16 protein-coding genes are annotated in these 19,070 nt (G+C 64.5%); 11 read left to right on the top strand and 5 right to left on the bottom strand.

The features are described 5' to 3' along the window. Positions 1-561, bottom strand: a complete 561-nt coding sequence (locus GC148_RS03760; protein WP_291068808.1) for a dihydrofolate reductase family protein — start codon at positions 559-561, stop codon at positions 1-3. Between the two features lie 164 nt (positions 562-725). Between GC148_RS03760 and GC148_RS03765 the strand changes: the two genes are divergently transcribed. Both GC148_RS03765 and GC148_RS03770 read left to right on the top strand, forming a co-directional pair. After that, on the top strand, positions 726-3,155 hold the full coding sequence (locus GC148_RS03765; protein WP_291068810.1) for a transglycosylase domain-containing protein: 2,430 nt from the start codon (positions 726-728) through the stop codon (positions 3,153-3,155). 56 nt (positions 3,156-3,211) lie between these two features. Continuing rightward, positions 3,212-5,074 (top strand): hypothetical protein, encoded by a 1,863-nt coding sequence (locus GC148_RS03770; RefSeq protein ID WP_291068812.1) that lies wholly within the window; start codon positions 3,212-3,214, stop codon positions 5,072-5,074. Positions 5,075-5,139: 65 nt separating this feature from the next. Here GC148_RS03770 and GC148_RS03775 read toward each other — a convergent pair whose 3' ends face one another. Next, positions 5,140-6,435: a tetratricopeptide repeat protein gene (locus GC148_RS03775; protein WP_291068813.1), complete on the bottom strand. Its 1,296-nt coding sequence runs from the start codon at positions 6,433-6,435 to the stop codon at positions 5,140-5,142. Between the two features lie 212 nt (positions 6,436-6,647). Here GC148_RS03775 and GC148_RS03780 point away from each other — a divergent pair, with 212 nt between their 5' ends. After that, positions 6,648-7,172, top strand: coding sequence for a hypothetical protein (locus GC148_RS03780; RefSeq protein ID WP_291068815.1), 525 nt, complete (start codon positions 6,648-6,650; stop codon positions 7,170-7,172). 49 nt (positions 7,173-7,221) lie between these two features. On the opposite strand, the gene GC148_RS03785 is transcribed toward GC148_RS03780, so the two are convergent. Together GC148_RS03785 and GC148_RS03790 are read right to left on the bottom strand one after the other, a co-directional pair. Continuing rightward, positions 7,222-7,722, bottom strand: a complete 501-nt coding sequence (locus tag GC148_RS03785; protein ID WP_291068817.1) for a hypothetical protein — start codon at positions 7,720-7,722, stop codon at positions 7,222-7,224. Continuing rightward, positions 7,719-8,603 (bottom strand): AAA family ATPase, encoded by an 885-nt coding sequence (locus GC148_RS03790; RefSeq protein ID WP_291068819.1) that lies wholly within the window; start codon positions 8,601-8,603, stop codon positions 7,719-7,721. Before GC148_RS03790 ends, GC148_RS03785 begins: the two co-directional genes overlap by 4 nt. Before the next feature lie 543 nt (positions 8,604-9,146). Between GC148_RS03790 and GC148_RS03795 the strand changes: the two genes are divergently transcribed. The 8 genes from GC148_RS03795 (at position 9,147) to GC148_RS03830 (ending at position 17,542) form a co-directional block, all read left to right on the top strand. After that, positions 9,147-10,013: a J domain-containing protein gene (locus GC148_RS03795; RefSeq protein ID WP_291068821.1), complete on the top strand. Its 867-nt coding sequence runs from the start codon at positions 9,147-9,149 to the stop codon at positions 10,011-10,013. A gap of 94 nt (positions 10,014-10,107) precedes the next feature. Beyond that, a complete protein-coding gene (locus tag GC148_RS03800; RefSeq protein ID WP_291068823.1) occupies positions 10,108-11,790 on the top strand; it encodes a tetratricopeptide repeat protein in 1,683 nt (560 codons plus the stop codon). A gap of 194 nt (positions 11,791-11,984) precedes the next feature. Further along, on the top strand, positions 11,985-12,380 hold the full coding sequence (locus GC148_RS03805) for a PepSY domain-containing protein (RefSeq protein WP_291068825.1): 396 nt from the start codon (positions 11,985-11,987) through the stop codon (positions 12,378-12,380). Between the two features lie 32 nt (positions 12,381-12,412). After that, the gene (locus GC148_RS03810) at positions 12,413-13,096 is read left to right on the top strand and encodes a response regulator transcription factor (RefSeq protein WP_291068827.1); all 684 of its coding nucleotides are present in this window, start codon (positions 12,413-12,415) and stop codon (positions 13,094-13,096) included. Between the two features lie 25 nt (positions 13,097-13,121). Next, positions 13,122-14,552, top strand: coding sequence for an ATP-binding protein (locus GC148_RS03815; protein ID WP_291068828.1), 1,431 nt, complete (start codon positions 13,122-13,124; stop codon positions 14,550-14,552). Beyond that, positions 14,549-15,172: a tetratricopeptide repeat protein gene (locus GC148_RS03820; protein WP_291068830.1), complete on the top strand. Its 624-nt coding sequence runs from the start codon at positions 14,549-14,551 to the stop codon at positions 15,170-15,172. Before GC148_RS03815 ends, GC148_RS03820 begins: the two co-directional genes overlap by 4 nt. A 46-nt stretch (positions 15,173-15,218) precedes the next feature. After that, positions 15,219-15,644 carry a cytochrome c maturation protein CcmE gene (locus GC148_RS03825; protein ID WP_291068832.1) on the top strand — a complete coding sequence of 142 codons (426 nt, stop codon included), beginning with the start codon at positions 15,219-15,221 and terminating at the stop codon, positions 15,642-15,644. Continuing rightward, positions 15,641-17,542: a heme lyase CcmF/NrfE family subunit gene (locus tag GC148_RS03830; RefSeq protein WP_291068834.1), complete on the top strand. Its 1,902-nt coding sequence runs from the start codon at positions 15,641-15,643 to the stop codon at positions 17,540-17,542. Before GC148_RS03825 ends, GC148_RS03830 begins: the two co-directional genes overlap by 4 nt. Here the strand turns inward: GC148_RS03830 and GC148_RS03835 are convergent. After that, positions 17,523-19,046: an ATP-binding protein gene (locus GC148_RS03835; protein ID WP_291068836.1), complete on the bottom strand. Its 1,524-nt coding sequence runs from the start codon at positions 19,044-19,046 to the stop codon at positions 17,523-17,525. The genes GC148_RS03830 and GC148_RS03835 overlap by 20 nt on opposite strands. Between the last annotated feature and the right edge of the window lie 24 nt (positions 19,047-19,070).

Consider the following 19,070-nt stretch of genomic DNA (forward strand, 5'->3'; position numbering starts at 1 on the left):
CTAGCCTTTCAGCTTGTAGCGCAGGGAAACGGCGCCGGACACGAATTCCTTGCGGCCGACAAGTTCCAGGTTCAGCGGCTTGGAGAGCCCCGCGAACGGCGTGGGGCCGTGGCCGGCGATCACGGGGTGGACGATCATCTCAAATTCGTCAATCAGTCCAAGCTCGGCGAGCGCCTTGGGCAGCGTCACACCGCCGACATAGAGGCTGTTTCCCGGCTGCTGCTTTAGAGCGCGGACCGTCTGCTCTAGATCGGCGCCGCGGATGATCTCGGCATTCCAGTCCACCTCGGTCAATGTGTCTGAAACGACGTACTTTTTTGCCGGATCAATGGCGTCGATGAAGGCATCCATCCAGCTTTCGGTCCAGTCGGGCTTCCTGCCGTTTGGCGAAACACGCCAGGCGGATTCCATCATTCCGTAGGTAATGCGGCCGAGCAGCAGTGCATCGGCGCTGGCTATGATTTCCGCGGCGTGGCGGTGCATCTCGATTTCGGGCGTGACGGCGGTGTGGTCGCAACACCCGTCCAGCGTGACATTTATGGAATAGCGAAGTGGCCTCATGCGTCCGGCGTATCAGTTTGCCGAATGGAGCTCAACAAAGCCCCAAGGGGCACTGCGACTGCAACTGCGTCTGCGTCTCACGGCTTCACACCCCGTTCATCCTCGTTAATGTTTTTCTTCTGCCTTAGCGATCAGAAGGACGCCTGACGCCGTTGCGATTCCTCGTGAGGACCCTCGAATCGGCCCGCGATTTCGGGATCGGCGTGGCGCGGTGGACGACGCGGGTTCCGGCTGTGGTGGTGCGCGGCGGACAGCGCCGGACGCTGGGTGTGTTCCTGCTGCTGATGGCCATCGTGTATTTCGGCGCCTTGCTGTGGTTCGGCTGGCTGAACGGGGCGTTGCTGGTGAACGGCAAGGCGCGTTGGAACGCGTTCCAGTTTGCCGACCTGCGGGCCCGCGCGGTCGCGATGTATGACAGCCAGGGACGGTATTTCGGGATTGTGCATCCGGAGACGGAGAACGATCACCTTGGCGAGTTCGACCGCGGCGATCTGGCGCCTTTCGGGGCTTCGCCGGACCACAAGGCGGTGCCGGTGGCGGATGCGCCGCCCTATTTCTGGCGATGTGTGGTGTACACGGAGGATCGGCACCGGGGCGAATTGCGCAACCGCTACGGCGTGGACGTGCTGCATCTGGCGCGCTTGCCGATCAGCTCTCGCGGCGGCTCGACGCTGGAGATGCAGCTGGCGCGGTCGATGTGGAAGATGCATTCGCGCAATTCGAACCCGATGCTGCGCAAGTTCCATGAGCTGAGCGAAGCGCCGGTGTTGAACCATTACCTGGTCAATGATAGCGACACGGAAGGGCTGGAGCGCTGGTTCTCCCAGCACATTCCGTTGGTGCAGGGCGGCGGCGACGAGCAGGGCAGCATCTATGGCGTCTACGCGGCCGGGCAGTTCCTGTTCGGCAAACGGGCCGAGGAGCTGGACGCGGCGGAGCAGCTGGTGCTGGCGGCGGCGGTGCGCCGGCCGATTGCCTGGCCCGCCGATGAGGAAGCGCGCGCGGGCATCCTGTATGACCTGATCGGCGTGGAGAAACACATGGGCCGCGCGCTGCTGTGCGCGAGCGACAAGGCACGGCTGGCGGACGGCACGCGTGTGATCCCCGATGCGCGCGTGCGCAAGCGGACGCGGGAACGGCTGGCCGAGCTGCGCGTGCCGGCGAATGTGGGGCAGACGAATCCGGACTTCCTGGCGATCCTGCGGGATGAGGGGATCACGGCTGAGGTGCCGCTGGTCGCGCCGATGCGGCTGGGTAAGGAACTGGCGCCCAACGTGCAGCGCGAAGTGGTGGCGGAGCTGACAGACCTGTTTGCGCCGGTGGCGCAGGCCGAGGCGACCAAGGCCGCCGTGCCGGCCAAGCGTGAGCCGACGCGCCTGACGGGGACGCACCCGTGGCGCGGCAAGGTGCGCGAGGTGGATGTGACACTGGACGTTGCGGAGAATTCCCGATTCCGCGCGAAAGCGCGCATGGCCGCGATTGCGCTGGGCGAGACGCTATCAGCGACGGGCAGGTTCCGGACGGGCGCGCTGCCGGTACAGGAATTGTCCGCAGACGGTTCGCTGCGCCTGCACGAGGGCGACATGCCGCTGGTGATTGCGGCGGCGGACGAGACGGGCCGGATCGTGCGCTATTACAATTCCTCCTCGACGACGGCCTATTCCGGGTATGGCGACACGCGCCAGCTGATCCGCGGGTTCGGTCGCGGACCCTATGACCGCACGAACGAGTCGCGGCCTGTCGGCTCGGTGGCGAAGCTGGCGGCGGCGCTGCTGCTGGCGCAGGGCGGCGAGACCAATCCGGACAAGACGGTGAGCAATGCCTGCATGTCGGGCCTGTCGCAACGCTGCGCGGGATCGGCCGTCGGCGCAACGCCCGCGCGGGTGACGCTGCGCCGAGCGTTCGGCTCGTCGCTCAATCCGGCGGTGGTGCGCGCGCTGGGCGAGGGCACGACGATTGAGCAGATCGTGACGTTGATGGACGCGCTGGGCTTTTACGTGCCGGCGCAAAACCGCGGCACGCCGGTGGCGACGAATCTGGCGCTGGGCCGGTTTGCCGGGCGACCGCGCGCGGTGCACTGGCTGGCGGCGGCCGCCCTGTCGGCGGCGCAAGGCCGGACCGATCTGGTGATGCAGCCCTACTTCGTGGAGCGCTACTGGCTGATCGAGCCGACGGCGCAGGGCAATTACACCTTCCGGCAGGAGACGCCTGCGAGGACGTCGCTGGATGTGCATGAGGGCATCAGTGAGGGCGGGGCGAAGTTCCTGCGCGCGGTGCTGAGCCAGCCGATCTGCGACGCCGAACATGGCACGCTGCGGCGGCTGACGGCGTGGTGTGCGGCGGGGCGCAAGGACGTGACCTTGCACATTGCCAAGACAGGTTCGGTTTCGTCTGGCCCGGCCGGGGGCAGCTATGACGAATCCGATCTTTGGATCGCTGGCGGAATCGAGTTTTCCGACGGGCGGTCCTATTCCTACGTGATATCCCTTGGCGCCGGTTCGCCGCGCGCTGCCTTTGCGAAGGATCTGGGCGGCGGCATTCTCTCGCCGCTGGCCGACATCCTGCTGCAAGACCTCCTGGAGGACCAGACTTGAAGTTTCCCTGGCAACGCCGAGACGAGACCTCTGACCCTTCCGTAGGCGGACGGAACATGAATGACGCGTTTGACGCGGCCGCCCGGAACATGGGGCGGATGGCGGCGGCGGCCAAGGCGCTGCCGATCTTTGCGTCGATCCCGATCTTCTGCCTCGCCGTGTTCGTGACGATCTCGTTCATCGGAACATATACCGGCATGCTGCAGGTGTTGCAGTCGGGCGATAACAGCTTCGGCATCTTCGGCACCATTGGTGTGTTCCTGTTCATCTTTGCGACGACCGTGATCATGGCCTATTCGGTGAGCGAGATGTTCCGGTCCGGGCGGGACTTCTGGCCGCGCATGTCGCTGGTGGCGACCTATGTCGTGACGTTGCTGATCTCGGTGAGTTTCGGGTTTGCGTTCTACTGGACGCAGCTTGAGGCGCGCTCGCAGGCGGTGGGCGATGCGGAGCGTTACCTGACGGTGTTCGACCGCGAGATTACGGTGGCTGATACCCAGCTGGGCGGAACGCTGGCGACGCTGAGGACGCTGAACACGAACTTCAACCGGTTGTCGGAAGTCGAGCGCGCGAGCGGCAATCAGTGCGGTGAGGTGTCGGGCGGCGGCGACGGGCCGCGCACGCGCCATCTGGCGGCGCGGGCAGGCGAAGTGAATGCGCTGGTGATGGCGCTGACGCCGCAGATCGAACAGGTGCGCGGCGAGGCCGAGACGGTGCGAGCGTCCATAGAGGAAGTGCGCGGCATCGGTGCGAAGACGGCTGGCGATGTGACGCCCGCGCAGCGCGAGGAAGTGTTCCGCAAGGCGGCCGCCGCGGCGAACAAGGCGGGCGCAACGCTGCAGGCGCTGGCGACGAGCCAGAGCGTGACGAACTATGTCGGGGACCTGAGAACCTGGGCGGCGGAATACGCGAACCCGGCGCTGACGCGCGAGGAAAGCGGCACAGGCCTTCGGTTCAAGTGCTACAACACGACGATTGCGAGCCAGCTCAACGGCGTGGCCGCAGACCTGGCAGCGTTGCCCGTGCTGCCGATCTCGGAGCTCGACAGCTATGCCGGCGCGGCAGCGACGCGCGAGGCGCTCGACCGGTTCTGGTTCACGCTGACGACGCCGGTGCGCGCGGTGATCGACGGGCCGTCGATGCAGACCGAGACCGAACGCGAGGAAGCGGTGCGCCGCGATGCGATCCGAGAGGTGATGGTGCGTCAGGGCGAGGAGGTGACGCAGGACAAGTTGTCGAGCTCGCAGGTGAAGGACCTGGTTGAGTCGCAGCAGGGTCTGCGCCGGAACGATGCGCTGCCGCTGGGACTCGCGATCGTGATCGACTCGCTCCTGTTCCTGTCGGCGCTGTGGAGCCAGCCGAGCCAGAAGTTTGCGGCGTTTGCGCGGATGATTAAGGACCTGCGCGGGGAGCAGGAGCGGCCACTGGCGCTGGTGCAGGGTTCGAAGGATATCCAGACCAATCCGGACTTCGATTTCCTGCGGCCCTATGTGTTCACGCATTTCGATGAAGTATACTTGGCGCTGCCCGTGAGCGGGCCGCTGGCGAAAGAGCCCGAGACGCAGATCCTCAATACACTGCGCATCGCCTGGCAGGCGGGTAAGATCGTCAAGCGGGCGAGTGTGTCGTCGTCGGCGATCCAGCGGCAGCTGAAGGCGGCTGGTAGCCCGCTGCTTGACCGGATGGCCGATCCGGAGGCGGAGGTGGCGGAGCTTGAAGCCGGCGCGTATTCGGAACCGCGCGAGCCGGTCGCGGCATCACCCTTTCCGCTGAAGTTTCCGCCTTCGGATGCGACGTTCGTGGCTTACCGGTTCCTGCCCGGGGCGTTCGAGCAGATGGTGTTGCAGGCGATGGTGCCAAGCATGCCGGGCGAGGAGGACGCGCCGGACGAGGACGACGCGGCGCGCCCCGAAGCGTGAGCTGAGGCAGAAAGGTCGGGCCCGGACTGGTGTATGACGCGTCCGGGGCCGCTGCGTTCATTCGCCTATTGGCAGACCGTGGCGCTGGTGTTGCTGCCGGCCATGATGCAGTGGGCGTAGCGATATTTTTCGCGGGTCTGGGCGGCCGCATCGCCCGCGCCGAAGGTCCGGGATTGCGGCGCGCTGGGGCTGGTGCTGGACGTGTAACGCGGGGCCGAGGAGCCGTAGAGGTCTTTCCAGCGAGCATCAGCCATGCCCGGTTCATTGGTGCCGGTGCCGAAGGTGCCTTCAAGACCTGTTCCGCGTGCGGACATTTCAGAATCGGCGGCAGCGCGGACCGGACCGGACGGGAACCAGAGGGCGAGGGCGTAAAGATCAGCGGTCTCGATCTGAGCCATCGCGCCGGCGGACCTGGCCGAGAGGGCGGCTTTTTCCGCGTATTCCTTCGTGCCGATCTGGTGCAGGGCAGCGGAGACAGCGTCGCCATAGCGGCCGGCGGAGACGAGATCGTTGATGATCTTGTCGCGTGCAGCAATGCGGGCTTCGCGGGCGGCAACTTCTGCGAAGTAGCGTTCCCAGTCGGCGGCGATTTCGCAGGCGTTTTCGTGGCCCATGCCGCAGGCCTTGCGCATATATTCCGCGCCCAGCTTTTCTTCGCCGATGTCGAGATAGACCCCGCCGACATTGCGGCAGCTACCTTCATTGGCTTTTTCGTTGCAGTTGATAAGGGAGTATTTCAGGCCTTTTGCGGCGTCGAAGGCGGCAGACTCGGGGTCAGCATAGGCGCGCTCTGCGATATAGCACCCCATGATATCATTGCGCGCACAATCGCGTTCGGCAAACCAGCCCGCGTCGATCATGTTGATCAGGTCAGGGTATTTGCCCTTACTGCCATCCCAGGACCAGCTGCGGCCCCAGGCGCAGGCCTTTTCAACGCCCGCTTCGCAACCGGCCTTGGCGGTGGCGATGGCTTTCTTGAGATCGTAGGCTTCTGAAGCCGGGCTGATGCGGTTGCCGAGCGCCCATTCGCAGCCATCGACATGGCCCATGGCGCAGGCGCGCTCCTGATAAGCGACACCCCTTATGACGTTCTTCTCGAGGTTGCCTTCGCCCGCGCGGATCAGGACGCCGGAGGTGGAGCAGCCGTCGGGAATGCCGCCGTCGCAGGCCTTCAGGAAGAAAGTGACGGCTTTCTGCTTGTCTTCCGGCGCGCCAATGCCCTGAGCGTATTCGACGCCTGTATAGAAGCAGGCCTCGGCATCGCCGGCCAGGCAGGCCGGTTCTGACTGGGTTTGTGCGCTGGCAAAGGCGGCAACTGAGCCGAAGACAACTGCAGCAAGGGTAAAGGTCGAAAGGCGCATCTTGTTTTCCCTGTGGGCGGTTTCGGATTTGCCGCGAGTTTAGAAAGCATCGGAGAGACTTGATCATCCCCCCGAAGGGGCATCGGCCAGGGCAACTGCAGCTGGACCGTCCCGAGATTGTTAACGCCGCCTTAGCGAAATTTCACCAAGGTCAGGCGTGAACCGCTGGTGGCCGCAGAAGGCGTGGGCTGCCTGGAGACGAGGCAGAGACAATGACCCAGCTTTCGCAGCCAACACTGGCCACCGTGCCGGATGTGATCAACCGGATCGGGCGTGAGGCCGGCAAGGCGGCGCATCCGGATGCCTACAAGGTGCAGCTGATCGCGCGCAGCCCGGACACGAAAGTGGCCCGCGAGATGCTGGCGCGCCTGCCGGAACTCGAAGCGCAAGGCGTTGGGTTTGAAGCGATCTTCACGCGGCTGTCGGGCACGGATGTGCTGGGAGCGGTCGCGGCGGTCTATGGCGAGGATGTGGCCCGCCGCACGGTGCGCGTGGTGAACATTCCCGAACAGGGCGAGATCGTTGAGCAGGTGAATTTCGGCCGGGTCGCGGTGTGGACCGGCAAGCCGTTGAAAGCGTGGGTTTCAACCGCGTTCGAGGATGGCAAGCTGTCGATGAGCGGCGAGGGCAGCGAGCGCGCCCAGCTGGCGAGCCTGGCCTTCCGGGCGCTCTGGAGCGTGGCTGAAACGCCGGCGAACGATGCCGGGCCGCAAGGGTTGCGGATAGCGGGCGCCTAGTCCGTACTTTCGTTATGAATTCCAGGCTTGGCGCTGCTGCCGCAGCGCCTTAGCCCGTGCGGAAGGACTTGCGGCCGAAATAGGGGTTCGGGCTGGCCGGGGGCGAAGGCGGCGTGTCGTCGCCCAAGGGCTCGTTCATCGTTTCGGATTCGGGCGTGCTCGCGGCATCGACTGTTTCTTCCGTGGCCGGATCAGCGCTGCCCCCCGACTGCACGGCGGCCGGCACGGTGAGCAGGGTGCGGATGTGGGCGACCGCGGCGCGGGCTGTGGAGACATCCAGGTCCGGCACGCTTTTGTCGAGACGTTTGGCGAGCAGCTTGGCCTGATGGTGCGACAGCGATTTCAGTTGCGCTTCGAAGATCTCTTCGCCAACCGCTGTGCGCAGCGCCATCAGGCCTTCGGCGGTCTGGCCGGCGGCGTTGAGCAGTTTCTTGACGATAAGGCCGGACGCGGCGGCCCAGTCCTTGTCGGCCACGGCCGGAAGACTGTCGCGCGCAGCGACGAGCGCCTGGATCGCATCAAAGCCGGTGGGGCCGCCGCCGAAGCTCATGCCAGCTTCTCCCGGACTTCGCCAAGCAGCTGCTCGATGATATTGAGAGCGTCGCCCGGCCATTTGGCCTGAAGGGTCGGATCCGGGCCCAGCTCTATCGGGTTCGAAGCGAACCCTGATTTAAGCGGAATGATGGTCTTGAACATCGCGAACTCGGTTTCCTTGGCGTTCGCCGCATCGCGCATGGCGCCGAGCACAACCTGCTGGTGGGGTGTGTTGTCGAAACGGGTGGCCAGCACGACCGGCAGGGTCGCAATATCCCGGTTACGCAAGTTCTTCATGATGTCACCCGTGAAGAGGTCGAGACCCAGGGTGGACATGAAATCCGGAATAGTCGGCACAATGATCAAGTGGCTGGCGGCGAGCACGGTTTCGGTCATCACAGAAATGCCGGGCGGGCAATCGAACAGGATGACGTCATAGTCGGCTTTGAGCAGGTTCAGGTCGTCGCGCAGGCGTTTGCCGACCTGGTTCTGCAGGGCCTCCATCGCATAGCCCTTGGCCGTGAGTTCGAAGATCAGCTCACGCTCGGTCTTGCGCAGACGTGGCGAGGAGGGGATCAGGTCCAGCGGCAGGGGACGGCCCTTGAAAGTGACGTCGCTGGCATCGGTGACGATGAACTCCGACAGGCGGCGCTGTTCGCCGGCGAAAAAGTTTTCCAGCAACCAGTCCGAAATCGTGGCGTAGTCATTGATGGCGGTGAACAGGTGCTCGTCGCCGGCATGACCGAAGATCAGCAGCGACGCGTTGGCCTGCGTATCGAGGTCGATGACCAGGGTGCGCATGCCGGCGGCGGCAAAGGCTTCGGCGAGGCTGACACAGGTGGTGGTCTTGCCGACCCCGCCCTTGGAGTTGGCAATGGAAATCACTCGGGCCGACATGGAGTTTCTCTCTTTCGGTCTTTTCCGTTCTTGCCATCGGGTGATGGCAGATTTGGGTGCACAAGAAAACACTTGTGCCTACATTTTCTGACTCGGGTCGCATAAAAAACTCCTAAGGATTCAAAGACTCGCAAAATTGGTGCTTAAATTCCGGGCTCGCCAATCCGGCAGGACATCCGGCGGGGTTAGCTTCACGGCCGTGAAGACAGCCGGAGCGAGCGGACCCCGACATGAAATGGACCTGGCCTTTTGGGAACACCGCGCGAGGCGAAGGCGGCCTGGCCGCTGGCGATGCTAAGTGAACCGCGCGCCGCGAACTGGGCCGGGCGCGATGCAGGCGCCTTGCTGCGCCAGCCGGCTTTGGAAGTGGGTGCCTGCCGGGTTCCTTGCGGCCGGATTTTTACAGCTGCTGCGAAACGGCTATGCGATTGTCGAGGCTGGCCGAAAAAGGGCTGGATGGCCGCACCGGTCCATGGCTTTCAATCGGACCCGGATCACCTTACCTAAGAGGGGTAATTTGAAACTGAGGCGAGGAGCCCTGTTTTGGCGCTCGATCCATACACAGTCCTGGGCGTGCCCCGCTCGGCCACGGAGGCCGAGATCAAGAAGGCTTACCGTATGAAGGTGAAGGCGCTTCACCCCGACCAACACCCCAACGATGCCCGCAAGGCGGAAGAGTTCAAACGCGTCTCGTCGGCATACGAGATCCTGGGGGATGCCGAGAAGAAGGCGAAGTTCGACCGCGGCGAGATCGACGCCGAAGGCAATCCGCGTGGGTTCGCCGGGGGCGGCTTTCCCGGAGGCGGAGGCGGAGGACGCTGGGACGGCGGCAGCCCGTTCGGCGGTGCCCAGGGTGATCCGTTCGAGGACATTCTGTCCGGTATGTTCGGCGCTGGCGCCCGGCGGCGTAATCCGGGCCCCCAGAAAGGCCGCGACATCCGGTACCGGGTCGAGATCTCGTTCGAAGACGCGGTCACCGGCGCCCGCCGCCGGATGACCATGGCCGATGGCAGCGCGCTGGATGTGAACATCCCGGCGGGTATCACCAGTGGCCAGACCCTCCGCCTGAAGAGCCAGGGCCAGCCTTCGCCGTCCGGCGGCGCGCCGGGCGATGCCCTGCTTGAGGTCGATGTGCTGCCCAGCCAGATCTGGACGCGCGACGGCAAGGACCTGCGCATGCCGTTGAGCGTTGACCTGCGCACAGCGGTTCTGGGCGGCACGGTGGATGTGCGCACGCCGTCCGGACCCGTGGCACTGAAAATTCCGGCGGGCACCAATACCGGCGCGCAGCTTCGCCTGAAGGGCAAGGGCGTTCAGGTCACCCCGCCCGGCGACCTGTATGTCCGCCTTGAGATCGTTCTCAGCGATCCGCGCGACGAAGGCCTGAAGCGTTGGGCTGAAGGCCGTTGAACCTTCGCCTCGGCGGCAGAATTGTGCTATCAATTCACATCGTTGTTTGATGAGCGTCCGGATAACGGACGGCGCAATGGTGGGGAGTTTCGACATGAAGACCAGTCATCTGTTTGTGGCCGTCGGCCTGATTGCCCTTGCGGGTTGCCAGACGTTCCAGCACGGGACGCAACCCGACCCCGGGCAAAGCGTCGCCGAGATTGCGGGCGCTCCGTTGTTCGAGGGCATGGGCAATTTCCACCGGGAGATCACGACGGCGAGCCCGGATGCGCAGAAGTATTTCGATCAGGGCATGGTGCTGGCTTTCGGGTTCAATCATGCCGAGAGCATCCGGTCGTTCCGGGCTGCACAGAAACTCGATCCGGTCTGCGCCATGTGCTTCTGGGGCGAAGCGCTCGCGACCGGGCCCAACATCAATGTGACGAGCAAGGGAAAGGCCGTCATGTCGCCCGCCGACCGGGCTTCGGCCTATCGCGCGATCAAACGTGCGGATGCGCTGAAAGCCGGGGCAACGCCTTCGGAGCAGGCTCTGATCGAGGCATTGCTCACCCGATACAGCGCCGATTTCGATGCTCCGCGCGAACCACAGGACATAGCCTACGCCGAAGCGATGGGCGCCTATGTCGAAGCCCATCCGCTCGATGATGACGCTGCTGCGATGTATGCCGAGGCCTGGATGAATACCATGCCGTGGGATTATTGGTCCGCAGACGGCGAGCCGAAGCCCGAAACCGTCAAGGTGATTTCAGCGCTCGAAACCATTCTTGAGCGCTCGCCGGATCATCCGTTGGCGCTGCACCTCTACCTGCACGCAGTCGAGGCCTCCTCCGATCCGGGCCGCGCGGAAGACGAGGCTGACCGGCTCTACACGCTTGTGCCCGGTTCCGGCCATCTCGTGCACATGCCGGCACATATCTACTGGCGCGTCGGCCGGTATGACGATGCGGCGCTCGCCAACATTCAGGCCGCCAAGGTGGACGAAGACTATATCGCGCAATGCAACGCGCAGGGCTTTTACCCGGCGCTGTACTATCCCCATAACATCCACTTCCTATGGGCGGCGGCCAGCATGTCCGGTCAAAGCGCTCTCGCGCTGGAGACCGCGCAGAAGCTGGCCGACAATGTCCGGATCGAACAGATCAAGGAGTTTCCGACAATCGAGTTCTTCAAGACCGTGCCGCTCCTGGCCCATGTGCAATTTGCCAAGTGGAACGAGATACTGGCCATGGATGCGCCGCCTGCGGATCTCGATTACTCCAACGCGATCTGGCACTACGCGCGCGGCGTCGCGCTGGCACGCACAGGGCTGGCCGAACCGGCCAAGGTCGAACAGGCCGCTCTGGCGAAGGTGAAAGACACCGTCCAGATACAGTTCATGGACACGAACGACTATCCGGCGAGCCTGTTGCTGAACATTGCCGACAAGCTGCTCCTGGGTGAGATCGCGGGCGCCGAAGGCGACGACGCGGCCTCCATCGCGGCCTTCGATGAGGCGGTCGCGCTGCAGGATTCGCTACCCTACACCGAACCGCCCTTCTGGTATTACCCGACGCGGCAATCGCTCGGTGAGGCGCTCGTCAAAGCCGGCCGCTATGCTGAGGCCGAAGCCGTCTACCGCAAGGACCTGTCGGACTATCCGCACAATGGCTGGTCGATGGCCGGGCTTGCGCTGGTGCTGGAGCAGCAGGGAAAGACCGACGAAGCGGAGATGGTGCGCAGCCATTTAGACATGGTCTGGGCGAAAGCCGACGTCACACCGGTCGGATCGCGCCTCTAGCGCAGCGCGGCGCAAGACGGGCATGCGCTGCACGGGGCGCAGGTCGGGCGGTGGATCTTCCGCCCTGAAACCGTTGGTGATTTTACGTCTTTCCGGCGCGCTGGCTTGCGGCTAACAGCGCGCACAGACAGGTTAACCCACGTCAACCGACCCATTCACTTCACGTTCAGAGCTTCAACCGCATATGGGGCCTCATGAAACGCACCCTCGTTCTTTTTGCTGCCATCGGCCTGCTGCTCACCCCCGCCGCGTTTGCCGATGGCAAGGGACAGGGCAAGGACCGTCGCGAGGAACCTGGTATGGACTGGTCTGCTGGTCCTCTGGCGCAGCGTGGCGAACAGGGCTGGGGCGACCAGTTCTCGCCGGGCCAGGCCCGCGACGCGGTCAAGGAAGGCCGCACCGTCCCGCTGAGCCGGATCTTCCAGTCGCTTAAGCGCGAGTATGGCGGCTACCAGCTGGGCGCGGATCTCTACTCGCGCGACGGCGGCGGCGCTGTTTACGAAATCGACTGGCTGACGGATGACGGCCGCAAGGTTCATGTTACGGTCGACGCGCAAACCGGCGCGGTGCTTAACCGCACCGGCGGCTGAACCGCTATCTCGGAATTTCAGGAGACCCGCATATGAGAATTCTGGTGGTCGAAGACGATGCAGACCTGCGCCGGCAACTGGCGGATGCGCTCTCGCAGGCCGGCTACGCAGTCGATCTGGCTGCGGATGGCGAGGATGGTCAATTCCTTGGCGAAACGGAACCCTATGACGCCGTCGTGCTCGATCTGGGCCTGCCCAAGATCGACGGGGTCAGCGTGCTGAAAAGCTGGCGCAAGGAGGGCAAGACTTTCCCGGTGCTGATTCTCACGGCGCGCGACCAGTGGAGCGAGAAAGTGGCGGGCTTCGATGCCGGCGCTGATGACTATCTCACCAAGCCGTTCATCACCGAAGAGCTGCTGGCGCGGCTGCGCGCGTTGCTGCGCCGCGCGGCGGGCCATTCGGCGGCAATGCTGGAATGCGGCAAGCTGATGGTCGATACGCGCGCCGCGCGGGCCACGGTGAACGGCGAGCCGATCAAGCTGACGGCCCACGAATACCGCGTCCTCTCCTATCTGATGCACCATCAGGGCCGGGTCGTACCGCGTACGGAACTGGTCGAGCATATCTACGATCAGGATTTCGACCGCGACTCGAACACGATCGAGGTGTTCATCGGGCGCCTGCGCCGCAAGATCGGCCAGGACCGGATCCAGACCGAGCGCGGTCTGGGCTACCGTCTGATCGTGCCGGAAGACGAGGCGCGCGTTGCGGGCTGACGCGAATAGGGGCTAAACCGCCTCCATGAGCGCGCCCGCAGATGCCCCGCAGAAAAGCCTGTTTGACCGCTGGTCCAGCGTATCGCTGGCGCGCCGCATCACGATTGCAGCTGGCATCTGGGGCATCTTTGTGCTGATCGGCGGCGCGCTGGCGCTGTCGGCAGTCTACCGCGCGCAGACGCTGGTCCTGGTCGAGCAGGACCTTCAGGAAACACTGGTCACCCTCTCGCGCGAGTTGATCCGCGAAGACGCCTTCCTTCCGGACGGACGGCTGACCGATACCGACCGCGAACTGTTCCCCAGCGATGCGCGTTTTCAGACACAGTATTCCGGGCACTATTGGGCCGTTGTCGGGATCAACCCGGACCTCAGCATCGCCGGCGACTTCCGATCCAAAAGCCTCTGGGACGAGGACGTGCCCATCCCGCCGGACCTGATCGCACGCGCGGTTGCGGCGCCCGGCGTCACCCAGTTCGGCGACTATGAAGGCCCGGCGGACCAGCGTTCGCGCGTCGCCATTCAGGCCATCCGCATCGAGAACCGGGCGACTCCGATCATCCTGGTGGCCGCGTCGGACCGTACACCGAACGACCTTGCCGCCACACGGTTCCGCAATCTCCTGTTCGGCACGATGGTGGCATTGTTCGGCGGGGTGTTTGCGGCCATGCTGCTCGGCATCCGCTACTCGCTGAACCCGCTGGCACGGTTGCAGACCGATGTTGCGCGTGTGCGCGAAGGCGAGGCCCAGAAGCTGGAAGGCGACTATCCGTCGGAGGTTCGTCCGCTGACGGAAGAACTCAACATGCTGATCGAGCATAACCGGGAAGTGGTTGAACGCGCCCGCACGCATGTGGGTAATCTCGCGCATGCCCTCAAGACGCCGTTGGCTGTCCTGAAGAATGAAGCGGCCGGTCAGACGCAGCTTGATGATGTCGTGCGCCGTCAGGCGGAAGCGATGCAGACGAATGTCGAGCATTATCTCAAGCGCGCCCGGATGGCTGCGCGTGCTGAAACCATTGGGGCACGGACAGATGTGCGTCCCGTCATAGAAGGGCTGGCGCGCCTTCTGAACCGGCTGTTCGATGCCAAGGGGATCGAGGTCACCGTCGAAGGCAGCACGTCCGCGATCTTCCGGGGCGAGCAGCAGGATTTCGAGGAGATGATCGGCAATCTGATGGAGAATGCCTGCAAATGGGCGTCGACCGAGGTGAAGGTCACGATCACCGACTCCCCGCAGGGCATCACCATCGACGTGGAAGATGACGGTAAGGGCCTGTCGGCCGAGGAACGCGAGGCGGCCATGAAACGCGGCGTGCGGCTGGACGAGACCACCCCCGGCACCGGACTGGGCCTCTCGATTGTCAAGGAGCTGGCCGAGCTGCATAAGGGCCGCTTGGAGCTGGGCGAGGCGGCATTGGGCGGCCTGCGCGCCACGCTCAGGTTCACGCGCCCATGACGAAGCTCACTCTTTCCCGCAGCAACTGGCTGATCCTCGGCGCCTGCCTCGCCGTGTCGGTGGCCGGTTACGTGATGACCGGGCGGCCGGGCCTTAGCGACCAGCCCATGCATCTGCGCCAGGACGCGTTGATGGATAAAATCCGCAACGATCCGCAGTCGCTGACGCTGGACGAAACGCTGTCGCGCCTGGAGCAGGCCACAGTCGACCAGCCGAACGCGCCGGAACCGCACTTCTTCATCGGCGAGATGCTGCGCGCGCAGGGCCGTCCGGATGACGCGCTGCGCGCTTACCAGTCTGCCCTGCGCCGCAACCAGGATTATGTACCCGCGCTTGTGGCTCTGGCGGACGTGATCGTGGAGCTCAGCAATGGCAGCGTCGGCCCCGACGCGACCCGTCTCTATGGGCGTGCTTACGAACTCGATGAAACGCAGGTGCGCGCCGGCATGTGGGCGGCCATGGGCGCAGCGCAGGCCGGCGACCAGGCCAAGGCCGAACAGGCCATGCGCTACATTTACGCACGCCTGCCGGAAGACGATCCGCGCCGCGAGCGCTTCAAGGGCATGATCGAGGCGATCGGGCAGGGCGAAGCCGCCCCGCCAGCGCCCGGAAGCGAGTGATCTGCCGCACTCCCCAAACCCCGCGGGCCGCCCTATAACCTCTTCCATGCGCGCCCGTACGAGACGACTCTACACCTTTGGAATCGCCGCCCTGCTCGTGCTGGCGGCGTCAATCTTGGCTTTCTTCGCGTTGCGCGAGAATGCAAACCTCTTCTACACGCCTGAAATCCTTGCCGAAAAAGGCATGCCGAAGCCGGGCCGTGAAGTGAAGGTCGGCGGCTGGGTGGAGCCCGGAACGCTGAGCTATACCGATGGCGGCGCCACGATGCAGTTCACGGTCATCGACAACAGCCCCAGCACCATCACGGTAAAGTTCACCGGCGTCGCACCCGATCTCTTCCGCGAAGGCCAGGGCGTTGTGGCGACGGGGTCGTTCGGGCCTGACGGTCAGTTCACGGCCCGCCAGTTGCTGGCCAAGCACGACGAAAACTACCAGCCGCGCGAGCTGAAGCCGCTCGAGGCGGGCGGATGATCGAACTCGGCCATTTTGCGGCCTTTCTCGCACTCGGACTTTCGCTGGCGCAGGGCATCATGGGCCTGCGCGGAGAGCGGCGTCTGGTCGGCCTGATTGCGGTTGCGGCCTTTGGCGTGATGTCTCTGGCGTTCCTGTCGATCATCCATGCCTTCGTCACATCGGACTTCTCGGTCGCACTGGTGGCCAATAATTCCCACACGCTGAAACCGATGGTCTACAAGATCGCCGGTGCGTGGGGGAACCATGAAGGCTCGATGGCGCTCTGGTGCATCGTGACAATCGGCTTCGGCGCCGTCGCCGCTGCCTTCATGAAGACGGACCGGCCCCTGTTCGAAGCGCGAGCGCTCGGTATCCAGGGCCTGCTTGCGACGGGCGCTTTGGCTTACCTCCTGTTCGCCTCGTCGCCCTTCCTGCGCATCGACCCCGCACCGTTCCAGGGCGTGGGGCTCAATCCGCTGCTGCAGGATCCCGCGCTCGCGATCCATCCGCCGATGCTCTATCTCGGCTATGTCGGCTACTCCTTCGTGTTCGCGCTGGCCGCGGCCGGCCTGTTGGAGGGCCGGATTGACCGGGTTTGGGCCAGGGAAGCCCGCATCTGGTCCCTGGCAGCCTTCGCACCGCTCACCATTGGCATCGCCCTGGGCTCATATTGGGCCTATTATGAGCTGGGTTGGGGCGGCTGGTGGTTCTGGGACCCTGTGGAAAACGCTTCCCTGATGCCCTGGCTGATCGGGGCGGCGCTGCTGCATTCCATCACCGTCACCGAAAAGCGCGACGGTTTCGCGGCATGGACTGCGCTGCTCGCGGTGCTCTCATTCCTGTTCTCGATTCTCGGCGCCTTCCTCGTGCGTTCTGGTGTCCTGACTTCTGTGCACGCCTTCGCTGTCGATCCGGAGCGCGGCACGTTGCTGCTGATCGGTTTGCTCACTTATGGCGGCTTTGCGCTAGGCCTGTTTGCTTGGCGGGCGCCGAAACTGGAAGGCGGTAGGCCTTGGACATTGATCAGCCGCGAAGGTGCGCTGATGGCCAACAATATCGTACTGATCGTGGCGGCCCTGACAGTGCTGCTCGGCACACTCTTCCCTTTGATCGCCGAGGCGTTCGGGCGGACCATTTCGGTCGGCGAGCCCTATTTCAATCTCACCTTCGTGCCAATCCTGGCGCTGATCCTGATCCTCCTGCCCATCGTGCAGGCCTGGGCGTGGGGCAAGGCGGATGTGAAAGGCTGGCTGCGCTGGGCCGCAGGCGGCGCGGGTCTGGTCGCGCTCTTCGTGCTGCTGGGTGTCGGCCCGATGAACATTCCGGTCGGCGCGGCGTTCGGTCTCGCGCTGGGCCTTTGGCTAGTCTTCGGTTCGCTGTGGGAACTCAAGCGCCGTGCGATCACGCCGGGCCGCGTGTTCAAGCTGCCGCGCCGCGTCTGGTCGATGACGCTGGCCCATGTCGGCATCGGCCTGTTCGTCATCGGCGCGGTGGTCGAAACCACGGGTCGCTATGAATCCACGCTCGCGCTGGCGCAGGGCGATACCGGCACAGTCGCTGGGTGGGAACTGACCCTCGACGAAGTGCGCTCGATCGAAGGTCCGAACTGGTACGCCGACGGGGCGCTGCTGACCGCACGCAAGGGCAGCCAGATGACGACACTCGAGCCGTCCAAACGCTACTATCCCGCTGCCCGGATGCCGACGACCGAAACAGCGATCCATAAGACCGGGACCGGGGACCTCTATGCGGCATTGGGCGAACAGCGAAATGTCGATGGGCAGACACGCTGGGTGTTCCGGGTTTACTTCAATCCGATGATCGACCTGCTCTATGCCGGCGTGGCGCTGATCGGTTTCGCTGCGCTGCTCGGACTCTGGCCCACGTCGCGAAAGGTCAAGCCCGCGGAAGCCTAAGCGTTGCGCGCAGGCCCGGGCGGTCCGGCGGACCGTTGCCATCGGCCAGAACCAGTTCACCGCCGTGCAACTCTGCCACCGACTGGACCAGCGAGAGGCCAAGTCCGGATCCCGGTTGGGTGCGCGCCGAGTCCATCCGATGGAAACGCTCGATCACTTTCGACCGATCGCCCGCCGGAATGCCGGGGCCAGTATCCAACACGGTCAGGTCGATCATCGCATCCGCGCCGCGCGTGACGCTGAGCGAGATCGAGCCGCCCTGGGGCGTGTACTTGATGGCGTTGTCGATGAGGTTGGAGATTGCCTGGCCGATCAGCTCGCGGTCGCCCAGTACCAGCTGGTTGCGGGCGATCTGGCTGCGGAAGGTGAGCCCCGCTTCTTCGCAAGCCGGGTCGAACAATTCGGCGAGCTCTTCGGCAACTTCACTGAGGTCCATCCGGACCCGCAGGCCTTCGGTGCCGGCGTCGAGACGGGCCAGTCGCAGGATGGCGTTGAACGTGTCAAGCACGCGGTCAACTTCCTCGACGGTTTCGCCGAGCGTGTTGCTGGCATCCTGCTCCGTCATCGGCGAAGCGAGCGCGAGTTCAAGCCGATTGCGAAGGCGCGTCAGCGGCGAGCGCAAGTCGTGCGCGATGGCGTTGCCGGTATTCTGCGAGGCTTCGACCAGCTTGCCGATCTGGTCGAGCATGGCGTTGATCCGCTGGGCGAGGCGATCGAATTCATCGCCGGTGCCGCGGACAGGCACGCGCCGGCTGAGCTCGCCGCCGATCACCGCTTCGGCGGTTTTCGCCAGTTCCTCGGCCCGGCGGGCTGCGCCGCGCGTGATCAGCACGCCGCCCAGCAGTGACAGGATCAGCGCGACCGGCGCAGCCACGAGAATGGCGCTCTGGATACGGTCCACGATTACCGTCTGCTGAGCCGTGTCGAAGGCCACCATCAGCGCGCCGCCATTGTCCTTCAGGCGGACGATCCGGCCGGCGGCGGGCCGCAGCACTTTGGTGCCATCGGTCTGGGGCAGCTCGAAATCGAAGTAGACGGTCTTCATGCCCGACTCGGGCGGGTCGTCCGGCAGACGGGGGAAGTGCCCCGCGATCTTCCGGCCGGACGTGTCTTCCAGGTAGTAGTAGAAGGGCGAGCCCGACAGCGTCATCCGCTCGAACACCGACTGGCTGAGGCGCTGCATGCCGCCGGTATAATAGGCGTTGGCGAGCTGCTCGAACTCGACGGTGATCCGCCGCTCGGATTCCACCCGGATGTAATAGACGGTCGAATAGTACAGATAGGCCAGCAGGGCGCCGGAAAACGCGGCAATCATCAAGCTGTAGAGCATCGCCAGCTTGAAGGTGGTCGTCCGCATGAAGACCGGCATGGACTTGCGCACCGGTTCCGGGATGGGCAGCCGGATCTCGTCCGGGAATCGCGGAAGCCGCCCGGCGAGTTTCGCGGGCAGCTTGGCGAGACGCTCAAGGGTGAGCCAGGCCGGCCGGTTTGTGGGCAGCTTCATGGGCGCCTAGGTGCCAGCCCCCAT

This window comes from Hyphomonas sp., assembly GCF_016125515.1.
GTDB lineage: Bacteria > Pseudomonadota > Alphaproteobacteria > Caulobacterales > Hyphomonadaceae > Hyphomonas.